At 49.9% G+C, this 14,552-nt stretch carries 12 protein-coding genes and 1 tRNA gene; 4 read left to right on the top strand and 9 right to left on the bottom strand.

What is annotated here, in order from left to right; translation table 11 throughout:
- Position 1: 1 nt before the first annotated feature.
- Positions 2 to 298, top strand: coding sequence for an integration host factor subunit beta (locus DTO96_RS01190; RefSeq protein ID WP_114561820.1), 297 nt, complete (start codon positions 2 to 4; stop codon positions 296 to 298).
- Positions 299 to 394: 96 nt separating this feature from the next.
- On the opposite strand, the gene DTO96_RS01185 is transcribed toward DTO96_RS01190, so the two are convergent.
- The 4 genes from DTO96_RS01185 to grxD all read right to left on the bottom strand — a co-directional run bounded on the left by DTO96_RS01185 (position 395) and on the right by grxD (position 3,080).
- Positions 395 to 1,066 carry an O-methyltransferase gene (locus DTO96_RS01185; protein WP_157964292.1) on the bottom strand — a complete coding sequence of 224 codons (672 nt, stop codon included), beginning with the start codon at positions 1,064 to 1,066 and terminating at the stop codon, positions 395 to 397.
- A gap of 8 nt (positions 1,067 to 1,074) precedes the next feature.
- Entirely contained in the window at positions 1,075 to 1,689 is a 615-nt protein-coding gene (locus DTO96_RS01180) for a UbiX family flavin prenyltransferase (protein WP_114561818.1), read from the bottom strand.
- Positions 1,673 to 2,569, bottom strand: a complete 897-nt coding sequence (locus DTO96_RS01175; protein WP_114561817.1) for a DMT family transporter — start codon at positions 2,567 to 2,569, stop codon at positions 1,673 to 1,675. Before DTO96_RS01175 ends, DTO96_RS01180 begins: the two co-directional genes overlap by 17 nt.
- A gap of 175 nt (positions 2,570 to 2,744) precedes the next feature.
- A complete protein-coding gene (gene grxD, locus DTO96_RS01170) occupies positions 2,745 to 3,080 on the bottom strand; it encodes a Grx4 family monothiol glutaredoxin (RefSeq protein WP_114561816.1) in 336 nt (111 codons plus the stop codon).
- 429 nt (positions 3,081 to 3,509) lie between these two features.
- On the opposite strand from grxD, the gene DTO96_RS01165 reads away from it, so the two are divergent.
- Together DTO96_RS01165 and DTO96_RS01160 are read left to right on the top strand one after the other, a co-directional pair.
- Positions 3,510 to 8,258, top strand: coding sequence for a glutamate synthase-related protein (locus DTO96_RS01165; RefSeq protein ID WP_114561815.1), 4,749 nt, complete (start codon positions 3,510 to 3,512; stop codon positions 8,256 to 8,258).
- Positions 8,259 to 8,372: 114 nt separating this feature from the next.
- Positions 8,373 to 9,842: a glutamate synthase subunit beta gene (locus DTO96_RS01160; protein ID WP_114563867.1), complete on the top strand. Its 1,470-nt coding sequence runs from the start codon at positions 8,373 to 8,375 to the stop codon at positions 9,840 to 9,842.
- A 381-nt stretch (positions 9,843 to 10,223) separates the two neighbouring features.
- Here the strand turns inward: DTO96_RS01160 and pth are convergent, their stop codons facing one another.
- The 5 genes from pth to DTO96_RS01135 all read right to left on the bottom strand — a co-directional run bounded on the left by pth (position 10,224) and on the right by DTO96_RS01135 (position 13,893).
- Positions 10,224 to 10,814 (bottom strand): aminoacyl-tRNA hydrolase, encoded by a 591-nt coding sequence (gene pth / locus DTO96_RS01155; RefSeq protein ID WP_114563866.1) that lies wholly within the window; start codon positions 10,812 to 10,814, stop codon positions 10,224 to 10,226.
- 124 nt (positions 10,815 to 10,938) lie between these two features.
- Positions 10,939 to 11,493: a 50S ribosomal protein L25/general stress protein Ctc gene (locus DTO96_RS01150; protein ID WP_114561814.1), complete on the bottom strand. Its 555-nt coding sequence runs from the start codon at positions 11,491 to 11,493 to the stop codon at positions 10,939 to 10,941.
- 106 nt (positions 11,494 to 11,599) lie between these two features.
- Positions 11,600 to 12,550: a ribose-phosphate pyrophosphokinase gene (locus DTO96_RS01145; protein WP_114561813.1), complete on the bottom strand. Its 951-nt coding sequence runs from the start codon at positions 12,548 to 12,550 to the stop codon at positions 11,600 to 11,602.
- 209 nt (positions 12,551 to 12,759) lie between these two features.
- Positions 12,760 to 12,836 (bottom strand) — tRNA-Gln (locus DTO96_RS01140).
- A 136-nt stretch (positions 12,837 to 12,972) separates the two neighbouring features.
- The gene (locus DTO96_RS01135) at positions 12,973 to 13,893 is read right to left on the bottom strand and encodes a LysR family transcriptional regulator (RefSeq protein ID WP_192879005.1); all 921 of its coding nucleotides are present in this window, start codon (positions 13,891 to 13,893) and stop codon (positions 12,973 to 12,975) included.
- Positions 13,894 to 13,992: 99 nt separating this feature from the next.
- Between DTO96_RS01135 and DTO96_RS01130 the strand changes: the two genes are divergently transcribed.
- The gene (locus DTO96_RS01130; RefSeq protein WP_225972527.1) at positions 13,993 to 14,550 is read left to right on the top strand and encodes a YbhB/YbcL family Raf kinase inhibitor-like protein; all 558 of its coding nucleotides are present in this window, start codon (positions 13,993 to 13,995) and stop codon (positions 14,548 to 14,550) included.
- The last annotated feature ends 2 nt before the right edge of the window (positions 14,551 to 14,552 follow it).

The following is a 14,552-nucleotide window of genomic DNA, read 5'->3' as shown; positions in this document are numbered from 1 at the left end:
TATGACCAAATCTGAATTGATCGCCAACTTAGCCGCACGCTTTCCGCAGTTGCTCGCGCGCGATGCCGAAATGGCGACCCATGCGATTTTGGACGCCATCTCACATACGCTCGCGATGGAGCAGCGCGTCGAGATTCGTGGGTTCGGCAGTTTTTCTGTGAGCGCCCGTTCATCACGTGTGGGGCGCAATCCAAAAACCGGTGAGCAAGTGATTGTACCCACAAAAAAGGTACCTCATTTTAAGGCGGGTAAGGACATGCGTGAGCGCGTTGATCAAGCGGGCTCGGCTTCAGAGTAGATTTAAAAAGTTGCACAAAAAAGCGGTACATCTCATGATGTGCCGCTTTTTTTATTGTCTGGTATTTTTATTGCTGTGTTTTGTGTGTTGTTTGGTTTAGGTGTAAATCAACATCACACCATCCTCGTCATCGTCGATGCGCTCAATCGTGTGATCGATGGATTCGGCTTTTAAATAGTCATAAAAATTGAGCATCTTGTCTTTGAATTTAATGACATCGTCGATCACAATCAATGCATTGGGAGTGGCCAGTTGGCGCGCGCGAATGAAAAAATCCAAGGTGTAGATTTTGCGTGCATCTATAAAAATAAAGTCAAAAGAGTGGAGGGGCAATTGGGGCATGAGTTCAAGTGCATTGCCTTCATGCAGGGTGATGTCGTTATGTGCGCCTGTGGCCGAAAAATGATGCTGTGCTTCGGTGATGTTGGGGGCGGACACCTCCAGCGTGGTGATCTGTGCTTGCCATGGGCGGGTGGTTTGCCAAAACCGCAAGGTCGAGTAGCCGTTGGCGCAGCCGACTTCAAGGATGCGCTTGGGGTGGCGTTGTACCAGCAGCCGTTGTAAAAAAATGGTGTTGATGGGACTGATGTTGGGCGTGTGTCGCTCTCGGCCTTGCGCATACAAAGCATTTAAGTAAGCAGAAAGTGTTGCATCGCTGATGTTGTGTGGTGTGAGGTTGGGCAGCTCATTGATCGCTTCGGATAGGGTGAGTGTGCGTTTGGGGTCAATGGGGGCTGTGCCCAAGGCAAGTAAAGAGAGGTCAATCATGGGGGCGTTTAATCTGTGGTGGGCCATTCGGGGGTGGCATTAATGCTGCTCCAACGGGGGGCCAGTTTGGCGTCAATGCCATGGGTGTCGAGCACGCGCGCAACAGTGTGGTTGATGACGTCGTCCAGTGTGGCGGGTTGGTGATAAAACGCGGGAACTGGGGGGAAAATGATACCGCCAGCTTCCGTGATGGCGGTCATGTTGCGTAAGTGAATCAATGACAAGGGGGTTTCACGGACAAGCAGGGTCAGCCGACGGCGTTCTTTTAGGGTGACATCGGCGGCACGGCTAATGAGGTTGCCCGACAGGCCATGCGCAATTTCTGCCAGTGTTTTCATGGAGCATGGCGCGACGATCATGCCATCGCATGGGTAGGAGCCGCTGGCGATGGAGGCGCCAATGTTTTTTGATGAGTGGACGATGTTGGCACGGCTGCGCACATCGTCTTTTGATAAACCCATTTCATGCTCTATGGTCAGCCACCCAGCATCGGAGACGATTAAATGTGTTTCGATGTGACCTAAATCTTTCAATACATCCAATAGCCGTACGCCAAGCACCGCACCTGTGGCGCCCGTGATGGCGACAATAAGGCGTTTTTGTGGGCTACAGCAGTTGTTCATGTTTGACCTTTTGGGCTTTTAAATTGTTAAGATACAGCAAAAATGCCCCCGCGATGATCAGGGCGCAACCGCCAAACACATTCCAGCCCAAGTGTTCGTTCAAAATCAACCAGCCCCAAAGCATGCCAAATAATGGCACAAAAAATGTCACACCACTGACCATCAATGGGCCGATCTCATTAATGAGCTGATAAAAAAGCCAAAATGCAATGCCTGAACACATGATGCCAAGCAGCAATGTACTGATGACCACGGGCATGGTGATGTCGCCAATTTCTGGACTCGCAAAGCATGCGACGGGTAATAGCATGGCCGCTCCAAACAGTTGCGACATGGTGGCCATGGCTTGCGGTGATACGCCGACGGCGCGGGTTTTGGTGTAAATTGCGGACAGCGCATACACCATCGATGCCACAGTGCAGGCTAAAACGCCACTGACAAAAGCGTGGCTCCAAACGATGTCCCCCGAAGGTTGGGCAACCAATGCAACACCTGTGATGCCCAGCAATAATGCAATAAAGCCTTGTGGTGTGATGGGGTCTTTCAACAGCCAAATGCCAAACACAGACACCCACAAGGGCACGGTTGAATTCAAAACTGCGGAATAACCTGCGGGCAAAACCCGACCAGCCAAGCCGAATAAAGTGAAAGGCAGCGCACAATTTAGAAATCCCGTCACCATATAGTGTCGCCAATGGTGCGTGTTAAGGGGCAAGTGACGCACTTGCATCAACGTCAGTAAGGTGAGGGCGCCAATCGCCAAACGCATTTCTGCTGTCCAGAAGCCACCCACCACTGGGGCAATGATGCGCATGAATAAAAATGAGCAGCCCCAAATGGCAGCAAGAGACATGAATTTAACTAAGGCGGAGCGGCTCATAAATTCCTTTTGGGGTGGTTGTCATGGGTTGTGGAATCGCATGAACGGTTTCACCACACGATTGCTTGAAGGATGTTTTTTTGTGAGCTGCTTCGAGATGGGCTTGCTTTCGCATTCAAACGAGGCAAGCGAATCATAAACCACACCCTTACATCATTGCTTGGTATTTATGAACTTAAGCTTCTTGCGTCTTGATGGCCTCGGCAACCAATGTTTGAAGTTCGCCTGATTCAAACATTTCATTCATGATGTCCGAGCCGCCGATGAACTCCCCTTGAATGTACAGCTGAGGGATGGTTGGCCATTGTGAAAAGTCTTTGATGCCTTGGCGAATTTCTGCGTCATCCAAAACATTGACGGTTGCCACTTTGCTTGCGCCGCAGCTTTTCAGTAATTGGATGGCTTTACCCGAAAAGCCGCACTGGGGGAATTGGCCTGTGCCTTTCATGAATAAAACGATGGCGTGATCCTGGATGGTTTGTTGGATGAATTCTTGTGTTGGGTTGCTCATGGCGTGCTCCTGAGTGTGGTTGGTTGCGTTGATGTTAAAAGCATGTCGACATTATACGGGAAAAGGTATTTTTGGGCGTGCTGTTCATTGTGATGGGATGTGCTGGCTGTATGTTTGCTTGGGGGTGAGATTAAGCTGATTTGTTGGAGATTGGTTGTGGTTGGGGTGTTTGGTGTGTTTGGTGTGATTTAGGAAAATGGTGTTGAGGATTTTATGCTTGTTTTAATGGGTTGTTTCTTAAAAACAATTGATTCAGTCCCTATTTTAATGATTCAACAAAACGAGCATGTCGATAAATAAATAACGACCCCAATTAAATAATGTTGTATTGCGTCAAAAACCGCGTTATAGTCTGACTCAAACGTACTTATTGGGTGGCATAGCGCCTGCCCAATGAATGAAAATAACTGCTTCGGCTGGAGAAATGCCATGAATGAGCTTACCCAAACGGTTGCGCCAAGCGCAGCGGAACTCGATGTGTTGACTGTCAAGCGTGAGCGTGAACGGGCAACGGCGCTCGGTTTGTATGATGCAACGCAAGAACATGATGCATGTGGTGTGGGTTTTGTCACCCACATCAAAGGGCAACGCAGCCATGCGATTGTTCAACAAGGTCTGTTGATTTTGCATAACTTGGATCACCGTGGTGCGGTGGGCGCAGATGCACTGATGGGCGACGGTGCAGGCATTTTGTTGCAAATTCCAGACGCGCTGTACCGCGAGGAAATGGCACGCCAAGGTGTGATGTTGCCTCCAGCGGGTGAGTATGGTGTGGGCATGATTTTCCTGCCAAAAGAAGAAGCCTCTCGTTTGGCATGTGAGCAAGAGCTTGAGCGTACCGTTAAAGCTGAAGGTCAGGTGGTTCTGGGCTGGCGTGATGTGCCTGTGGATGCAGAAATGGCCATGTCGCCAACGGTAAAAGCCACTGAGCCCGTGATTCGTCAGATTTTCATCGGTCGCGGCCCTGACGTCATGGTCACCGATGCCCTCGAGCGCAAATTGTACGTGATCCGTAAAACCGCATCACATCGCATCCAATCGCTCCAGTTGCAACACGGTAAAGAGTATTTCGTGCCTTCGATGAGCGCGCGCACCGTGGTGTATAAAGGGTTGTTGCTGTGCGATCAAGTCGGTCGTTATTTCAAGGATTTGTCCGATCATCGCACGATTTCTGCCATTGCATTGGTGCATCAACGTTTCTCGACCAACACGTTTCCTGCATGGGAATTGGCTCACCCGTATCGCTTCATTGCGCACAATGGCGAGATCAACACGGTTAAAGGCAATGTGAATTGGATCAAAGCGCGTCAAAAAGCCATTTCATCGGCAGTGTTGGGTGACGATTTAGAAAAATTATGGCCTTTAATTTATCCTGGTCAATCCGATACGGCCTCATTCGATAACTGTTTGGAGTTGTTGGTGATGTCGGGCTATCCGCTCGCCCACGCCATGATGATGATGGTGCCCGAAGCATGGGAACAGCACGAGCAAATGGATCAATCACGCCGCGCGTTTTATGAATACCACGCTGCATTGATGGAGCCATGGGATGGCCCTGCCGCATTGTGCTTCACCGACGGTCGCCAAATTGGCGCGACCCTTGATCGCAATGGTTTGCGTCCTGCGCGTTATGTCGTGACCGATGATGATTTGGTGATCTTGGCTTCAGAGTCAGGCGTGTTGCCGATTCCTGATGCGAAAATCAAACAAAAATGGCGTTTGCAGCCCGGTAAAATGTTGCTCATTGACACAGAGCAAGGCCGCATCATTGCCGATGAAGAAATCAAGAAAAACCTGTCAACCGCGCGTCCGTACAAAGAGTGGAATGCCAAGCTGTCACTGAAGCTTGAACACGTTTTGACGCCTGTTGAAGAGCGTCCTGTGCCCAAATCAGAGTTGCTTGATCGTCAGCAAGCTTTCGGTTACACGCAAGAAGACGTGAAGTTGATTTTGCAATCAATGGGTCAAAATGGCGAAGAAGCCACAGGCTCGATGGGCAATGACACGCCCATGGCCGTGTTGTCAAAAAAACACAAATCATTTTATCAATACTTCCGACAGCTGTTTGCGCAAGTGACCAACCCGCCGATCGATCCGATTCGTGAGCAAATGGTCATGTCTTTGGTCTCGTTCATCGGCCCCAAGCCGAATTTGCTCGACATCAACAACACCAACCCGCCGATGCGTTTGGAGGTGTCACAACCTGTATTGAATTACGATGAAATGGCGAAAATCCGCCACATCGAAAAATACACCAATGGCAAATTCAAAAGCTACACGTTGGACATGAAATACCCTTCGAAATGGGGTGCCGATGGCATCGAGGCGCAATTGGCTTCGCTGTGCGCACAAGCCGTTGATGCCGTGAAAGCGGGTCACAATGTGCTGGTCTTGTCGGACCGTGGGGTGGATGCGGATCATTTGCCAATTCCTGCCTTGTTGGCAACTTCAGCGATTCACCAGCATTTGGTGGAGTCGGGTTTGCGCACCTCAACAGGTCTCGTGGTTGAAACAGGCAGCGCACGCGAAGTCCATCATTTTGCCTTACTTGGAGGCTATGGTGCAGAGGCGGTTCACCCGTACTTGGCCTTTGCCACGCTGACAGACATGGTTCAACATGGTCTGATCACGGGCAAAAAACCATCGGAAGCCATCGCCTACTTCATCAAAGGTGTGGGCAAAGGCATGCAAAAAGTCATGTCAAAAATGGGCATTTCGACCTACATGTCGTACACCGGTTCGCAAATTTTTGAAGCGGTGGGCTTAAAACGTGATTTGGTGGACAAGTATTTCAAAGGCACGGCCAGCACGATTGAAGGCATGGGTTTATTTGAAGTGGCGCAAGAAGCAGTGGTCTTGCATCAGCATGCTTTTGGCGAGAAACATGCGTTGCAAAATAAACTCATGACAGGTGGCGAGTACGCATGGCGCGCGCGTGGCGAAGAGCACATGTGGACGCCTGATGCGATTGCAAAATTGCAACACTCGACCCGCAATAACAACTACCAAAGTTATAAAGAATACGCGCAAATCATCAATGACCAATCCAAACGCCACATGACTTTCCGTGGGTTGTTTGAATTTAAAGTCAATCCCGCCCGCGCGATTTCGATTGACGAAGTTGAGCCCGCGACAGAAATTGTCAAGCGTTTCGCCACAGGCGCGATGAGCTTGGGTTCGATTTCATCTGAAGCGCACTCGACTTTGGCGGTGGCGATGAATCGCATTGGTGGCAAATCAAACACGGGCGAGGGTGGTGAAGATCCTAAACGTTACCGTGCTGAAATGCAAACGGGCGAATCCGGCATCATCGACGGCACAACGATTGCAGACATCATTGGTGCGGATCGTATTTTGGCCAACATTCCGATGAAAAAAGGCGATTCTTTGCGCTCGCGCATCAAGCAGGTGGCCTCGGGTCGCTTTGGTGTGACCGCGGAATACTTGTCTTCAGCCGATCAAATTCAGATCAAAATGGCACAAGGCGCGAAACCCGGTGAAGGTGGTCAATTGCCTGGCGGTAAAGTGTCGGAGTACATTGGTGCCTTACGCCATTCCACTCCTGGCGTGGGTTTGATTTCACCGCCACCACACCATGACATTTACTCGATTGAAGATTTGGCGCAGTTGATTCATGACTTGAAAAACGTCAACCCATCGTCTTCGATTTCGGTCAAATTGGTGGCTGAAAACGGCGTGGGTACCGTTGCGGCGGGCGTTGCCAAAGCCAAAGCCGATCACATCGTGATTGCAGGCCATGACGGCGGCACAGGCGCATCACCTTTGTCGTCGGTTAAATACGCAGGCGCACCATGGGAATTGGGTTTGGCGGAAACGCAACAAACTTTGGTCTTGAACCGCTTGCGCTCACGCGTGGTGGTGCAGGTCGACGGTCAAATCAAAACAGGCCGTGATGTGGTGATTGGTGCGCTGTTGGGTGCAGAGGAATTTGGTTTTGCCACCGCACCATTGGTCGTTCAAGGTTGCATCATGATGCGTAAATGCCATTTGAACACGTGCCCTGTTGGTGTGGCGACGCAAGACCCTGTTTTGCGTGCGAAATTCACGGGTCAGCCTGAGCATGTGGTCAACTATTTCTTCTTCATTGCAGAGGAAGTGCGTGAGTTGATGGCGCAGCTTGGTGCGCGCACGCTGGAAGAATTGGTCGGCCGCAGTGATTTGCTCGACATGCGCCAAGGTGTGACCCATTGGAAAGCCAAAGGCTTGGATTTCTCTCGCATCTTCCATCAAGTGCCCAATGCCATCGGTGACACAAGCTTCCAGTCGCTGACGCAAGACCATGGTTTGGACAATGCGCTTGATCAGCAATTGATTGCTCAAAGTGAATCTGCATTGACCGAAGGCAAGCCCGTGTCGTTCATTCAGTCTGTGCGCAATTTGAACCGTTCGGTGGGGGCCATGTTGTCAGGTCGCGTTGCCCGTCGCTATGGCCACGCTGGTTTGCCCGATGACACGATTCACATTCAGATGAATGGTACGGCGGGTCAAAGTTTTGCAGCTTTCCTTGCGCATGGCGTGACATTTGACCTCGTGGGTGAAGGCAATGATTACGTGGGCAAAGGTTTGTCAGGTGGTCGCATCATCGTGCGCCCAAACAACAGCTTCCGTGGCGCATCGCATGAAAACATCATTGTTGGTAACACCGTGTTGTACGGGGCGATTGCAGGTCAAGCCTATTTGTCAGGTGTTGCTGGCGAACGTTTTGCCGTGCGTAATTCAGGTGCAGCCGCAGTCGTGGAAGGCACAGGCGATCATGGCTGCGAATACATGACGGGCGGTACCGTGGTGGTCTTGGGTGAAACGGGTCGTAATTTTGCTGCGGGCATGAGCGGTGGTGTGGCTTATATTTACGACCCCCGTCAAGAATTTGCAGTGAAATGCAACACCTCAATGGTGGCTTTAAGCTCAGTGCTGGATGAATCTGAGCAGAAGCAAAAAGACGCGGTGTGGCACCGCTTGACTTCAGAATCGGATCCTGCGTCTGATGAAGTCAACTTGCGAACTTTAATTGAAAACCATTTCAAATACACGGGTTCTGAACGTGCACGTGAGATCTTGGATAATTGGGCAACGGCTTTGGGTAAATTTGTCAAAGTGATGCCGATTGATTACCGCAAGGTGCTTGAAAAACAGACTCAAGAAAGCGAAGCGGCATAAGAAATCACGGGGCATTGTTGATTTATAACACGGATGGTGGGGTGGAGCATGCCCCGCATCACACATCAATTGAAGCGAAAAAAGTACATTTTGACTTTTTTTGAAGGAACTAAAATGGGTAAAATAACTGGATTTTTGGAACAAGTGCGCCTTTATCCGCAGTATGAAGCACCAGATAATCGCATCAAGCATTACAAAGAATTTGTTCACGCATTGTCTGATGCCGATGCAAGCAAGCAAGGTTCACGTTGTATGGACTGTGGCACACCGTTTTGTCACAACGGCTGCCCAATCAATAACATCATCCCTGATTTTAACGATCTGGTCTATCAGCAAGACTGGCAAGGTGCGATTGACACCCTGTCTTTGACCAATAACTTCCCTGAGTTCACAGGGCGCATCTGCCCAGCGCCATGTGAAGCGGCGTGCACATTGAACATCAACAACGACGCGGTCGGCATCAAGTCAATTGAGCATGCCATCATTGACAAAGCATGGGCCAACAATTGGATCAAACCACAAAAAGCCAAAGTGAAAACAGGCAAGCGCGTGGCAATTGTGGGCTCTGGGCCAGCGGGCTTGGCGTGTGCTCAGCAGTTGGCGCGTGTGGGTCATGATGTGACCGTGTATGAGAAAAATTCGCGCATTGGCGGTTTGTTGCGTTATGGCATCCCTGATTTCAAACTTGAAAAATGGTTGATTGACCGTCGCATGGGGCAAATGCAAGAAGAGGGTGTCACTTTTAAAACGGGTGTTGCGGTGGGTTGCGATGCCTTCCCCGCGGGCGCTGCGAACGGTGCAAGCTTGTTCATCAGCGCTGAAGAGTTGACCAAGCAATATGATGCCGTGGTCTTGGCGATTGGCTCGGAAACGCCACGTGATTTGCCAGCGCCTGGGCGTGACTTGAGCGGCGTTCATTATGCTTTGGAATGGTTGATTCCGCAAAACCAAATGGTCGCGGGCGATGGTGAAAATCCAATCAATGCCAAAGGCAAGCATGTGGTTGTGATTGGTGGTGGCGACACAGGTTCTGATTGTGTGGGCACATCCAATCGCCATGGTGCAAAAAGTGTGACTCAGTTTGAAGTGATGCCACGTCCACGTGAGCTTGAGGACAAATCAACCACCAGTGTGTGGCCCTACTGGCCCATGAAAATGCGCACCTCGTCATCGCACGATGAAGGGTGTGAGCGCGATTGGTCTGTGACCACCAAGGCCTTTATTGGTAAAAATGGTAAAGTTGAAAAACTTGTGTGTGCGCGGGTTGAATTCAAAGACGGCAAAATGCTTGAGGTTGAAGGCAGCGAGTTTGAAGTGAAGGCTGACTTGGTGTTGTTGGCGATGGGCTTTGTTCATCCCGCACAAGCCATTTTGGATGCATTTGGCGTGAACAAGGATGCGCGTCACAATGCCCAAGCAAGCGTTGACGGTGCTGGCGCATATGCCACCAATGTCGATAAAGTGTTTGTGGCTGGTGACGTTCGTCGTGGTCAATCGTTGGTCGTTTGGGCAATTCGTGAAGGGCGCCAAGCGGCACACCATGTGGATGCTCATTTGATGGGCGACAGTGATTTGCCACTGTGATTTATAGCGAGGAAAAATGAATTTGTAATGTTGGCGTAAATCTTGTCATTGATAATAAGAATTCATTTTTCTCTTCCATGTTATGAAATGGCATCGTGTGTGCTGTGGTTTCATAACAAAAAATGGCAAAAAGATTTCTCTTTTTGCCATTTTGAAAGTTTACTTTGTGTGATTCGGGCTGCCTTCGGGCAGCCTCTTTTTTCGATTGTTTGTTTCTCGAAGTGGTGACATTATAGCTAAATTTAAAAGGGCTTGTTTTTGTTTTTAGTGCAAAATATGTTTTAGATGGTCTTTTTCAAACAAAAATCACAATTATGACCTTGTTTTTGACTGGTTTTTAAAAAAAGGCCATTTTTTGTGGGTTTCTTGAAAAGTCTGTCCCTATTTTGAATGCAGGTTTTGTATCGCTTTTTGAGTGTTGCCAGTCAGCCACTCGTTGATCGCATCCTGCGCTTTGTCTATGGATTGATTGATTTCAGAACGCTCGGCTTGTTTGGGTGGTTTGAGCACGTAGTCGGCCACGGGCTGGAGGGGAATGGCGCTGTTGCGTGGGTGATCGATGCCAATCCGCAGGCGCCAAAATTTATCGGTACCGAGTTTGGCTTGGGTGTCTTTTAACCCATTGTGGCCGCCGCTGGAGCCGCCAAGTTTCATTTTTGCAGAGCCAATCGGTAAGTCGAGTTCGTCGTGCAGCACGATGATGTTTTCGGGGGGGATTTTATAAAAATGGGCCAAGGCTGCGATCGCTGCGCCAGAGCGATTCATGTATTGCATTGGTTGCAGCAGCCACACGTCACCCCCGTGAATGCGTGCTCGCGCGGTGAGGCCGTGAAATTTTGACTCGGGGGACAGCGTCACGTTAAATTGTTGGGACAGTCGGTCCAATAGCCACCAGCCTGCGTTGTGCCGGGTGTTGTCATATTCTGAGCCAGGGTTGCCGAGGCCGACGATCAGTTTGGTTTGAGTGCTCATAGTGAATTCAGTTTGTTCACCCATATGGGGTGATTCATTGCCTGTGATTTTTTAAGTGTTGAATATAAAAAAGCCCGCAAACAAAATGTCTGCGGGCTTCATTGTACACTTGAGTGGCTGGGAATTATTTACCCGCAGCTGCCAAAGTGATGTCTTTTTGTTTGCCCAAAACCAAAGTTACGCCTGCTGGCAATGCCAATTGACTGGCCTTGAAGGCTTGGCTTGGTTCGAGTTTAGACACGTCAACTTCGACTGCGTTTGGTAAGTCTTTTGGCAGGCAAGTGATTTTTACATTGAATACAGCGGCTTTGATGCGTTGGCCACCGATTTTAACTGCAGGTGATGTTTCGCCGCCAACGAATTTCAAAGGCACTTTGAATGTGATCGCCTCATCTGCTTTCACGCGTTGAAAGTCAACGTGCAAAATCATTGGTTTGAATGGGTGAACTTGAACATCGCGTACCAATACTTGTTCAACAGTACCGTCGATTTCCAAATCCAAAACTGAGTAACGCACGCCTTCTTTACGCAAAGCGTGAAACAGGCTGTTGTGATCGATTTCGATTGATGTTGCAGCATCTGCTGCACCGTAGACGACTGCAGGCGTCACGCCGCTGTTACGCATACGGCGGCTCGCACCCGTGCCATGCAAAGAACGGCTAGTGGCAATAATTTTCATAAAAAACTCCAAAGGTTAATGGATGTTCACTCGCGACCAAGTGAGCATTTCATGTGCAGCATTGGTGGTGTTCCACCAACTTTACACATAAAGGTGTGTGTCACTCTTATTCTGAGAACAATGAGCTGACAGATTCTTCTTTGGCGATGCGAATGATCGTTTCGCCCAATAATTTAGCACAGCTGAGCTGGCGGATTTTGCCGCTGGCAATGGCTGCGGCGGACAATGGAATGGTATCGGTCACGACCAATTCATCCAGCACGGAGTCGGTCAAGCGTTCGATGGCTGGGCCACTCAATACAGGGTGTGTGCAGTAAGCGAGCACTTGCTTTGCGCCACGTGCTTTGAGGACGTCGGCTGCTTTGCACAATGTTCCTGCGGTGTCCACCATGTCATCCATCAAGACGCATGTGCGGCCTTCGATGTCGCCAATGATATTCATGACTTCAGACACATTCGCTTTGGGGCGGCGTTTGTCGATGATGGCCAAATCGCATTCCAATTTTTTAGCAAATGCGCGTGCACGTGCGACACCACCCACGTCGGGGGAAACCACCACCATGTCGTCGAATTTTTTGGCGAACAGGTCATCCAGCAGCAATGGTGAGGCGTAGATGTTGTCGACAGGCACGTCAAAGAAGCCTTGGATTTGATCTGCGTGCAGATCCATTGTCATCACACGGTCAACACCTGCTGCAACCAGCATGTTGGCAACCAATTTAGCAGTGATGGCCACACGGGCAGAACGGGTGCGGCGATCTTGGCGGGCGTAACCAAAGTAAGGAATGGCTGCGGTGATGCGGCCAGCTGATGCACGTTTGAGTGCATCCACCATGGTCAGCACTTCCATCAATGAGTCGTTGGTCGGTGCGCATGTGGATTGCAAGATGAACACGTCTTTGCCGCGAACATTTTCATTGATTTCTACCGCGATTTCACCGTCAGAGAAACGGCCGACGTCGGCTTGACCCAAAGGTAAGCGCAAATAGTCTGCAACGTCTTTAGCGAGTTTTGGGTTCGCGTTGCCAGTAAAAATCATTAAATCGTTGGTGGCCATGAGTGTCGTCCAGTGGTGAGCATGAAAGAGGATGGGTTTAGTTCATTGCACGATGGGTGCAAATGGACTGGAAAATCTGAGCGCTGGGCTCGTGTGGGCTGAGGTAAGACCGTCCGAAGGTGGTCCAATAAGCTGCAGCGACACATCACATGAATAAAAAAAAAGCGTTTGTCAGGTAAGCCCCTTAACAAACACTTTTTTATTTTATTTGGCAGAGGCGGAAGGATTCGAACCTTCGCATGCTGGAATCAAAATCCAGTGCCTTAACCAGCTTGGCGACGCCTCTATATGTGAGAACGAAATTATAGCCAAGGTTTGTACGGTGCGCAAGTCTTTTTAATGAGAAAAAATCAAAATATGTTGTTGTGATGCAAAAAAATGCAAGGACACATGGCGTCAAGGGCGATTTGCATCATTTTTTGTCATGCGGTGGTGTGGTCCATCCAGCGGGTCCAATGTGAGTGCAGCCAATCACTGAGTGCCTGAACCCGTTGGGGCGTGTGGCGATGGGGTTGGCGCATCAAGTGGACTGGAGAGCTGGGTAATTGCCATTCAGGTAAAATTTGAATCAAGCGACCTGTTTGTAAATCATCCACACAATGCCACAAAGGGGCAATCAAATGAATGCCCGCGCCCGCCAGTACGGCACGGTGAATGGCGTTTAAGTGATTGATGCGCATGTGCCCTTGTGGCATCAGGCTGAATTGTTCTTCACCACGTGTGAGCGTGACTTTGCCGCGTGCCATCATGCCCGTGTAAATGACTTGGCGGTGGTTCAGTAGCTCCGATGGATGTTGAGGGGTGCCGTGCTGTTCTAAGTAGTGTGGGCTGGCGCACATGATGGCGTGCATCTCACCCAATGGGCGGGCAATCAAGCGTTCGTCTTTTAGGGCGCCGACACGAATGGCGAGATCAATGTTTTCCTCTAAAAGATCAACAAATGAATTGGATAATTTCAATTCGATTTGAATGGCTGGGTGTCGGATTTGAAAATCGGTGAGCCATTGTAATAAAACATCATGATCGCCCAGTGAGATAGGCGCTGCCAGTCGAATCAACCCTGACAGGGTGGAAGGCTCAAGCACGAGCGCATCGGTGGCGTGATCGATTTCATCAACCAGTAGACGGATTTTTTCATATGCGTGTGCACCGGCCTCTGTGAGTGTAACGGAGCGGGAGGAGCGGTTAAGCAGTTGCGTGCCGACGCGCTGTTCTAAGGCGCTCAAACGGCGGCTGATGGACGAGGGTTCTACATTGGCTTCATTCGCTGCTTTGCTGATGGAGCCCAGCTCGATCACTCGAAAGAAAATTCGCCATGCGGCGAGGTCGTCATTTTTGCGCATGGTGCAATCATATATTGCAATTGGCATCATTTCAATGTGTTTTTTATCTGGCTACAATGGGGGCACACTTTTGATCTAAAGGTGTTTACAGGAGAAAAAATGATGAGAAAACAAAGCTTTGCCATTTTGATGGCGTGCGCGTCGCTTGTGTCCATGGCGGCGCATGCCAAAACGCCATTCACATTGACCAGCGCTGATTTTGTGCCCGGTCAAGCCGTGGCGCAAAAACACATGCTCAACGGTTTTGGATGTACAGGAGGGAATCAGTCACCGCAGTTGTCATGGCGTGGTGCCCCTAAAGGCACAAAAAGTTTTGTGCTCACGATGTATGACCCCGATGCGCCCACGGGCAGTGGTTGGTGGCATTGGGTGGTGTATAACATTCAAGCTCAGGTAACAGGTTTGCCTGCTGGAATTGGACAGGATTCGGTATTGCCCGCAGGAGCGATTGAGGCTCACAACGATGGCAGTGAAGCACATTATGGTGGCCCATGCCCACCTCAAGGTGCACCCGCTCACCGTTATATTTTAACCTTGCATGCATTGGACGTGGATCAGCTGGGGGTTCCTGAAAATGCTTCGCCTGCGATGATTGGCTTCATGGCGCACATGCATCAAGTGGGCAGAGCCACTTTGAAGGTCAAAGTGAAACGCTGATT

Source organism: Ephemeroptericola cinctiostellae (genome assembly GCF_003339525.1).
GTDB lineage: Bacteria > Pseudomonadota > Gammaproteobacteria > Burkholderiales > Burkholderiaceae > Hydromonas > Hydromonas cinctiostellae.
This window is presented reverse-complemented; position numbering and strand designations above follow the sequence as displayed.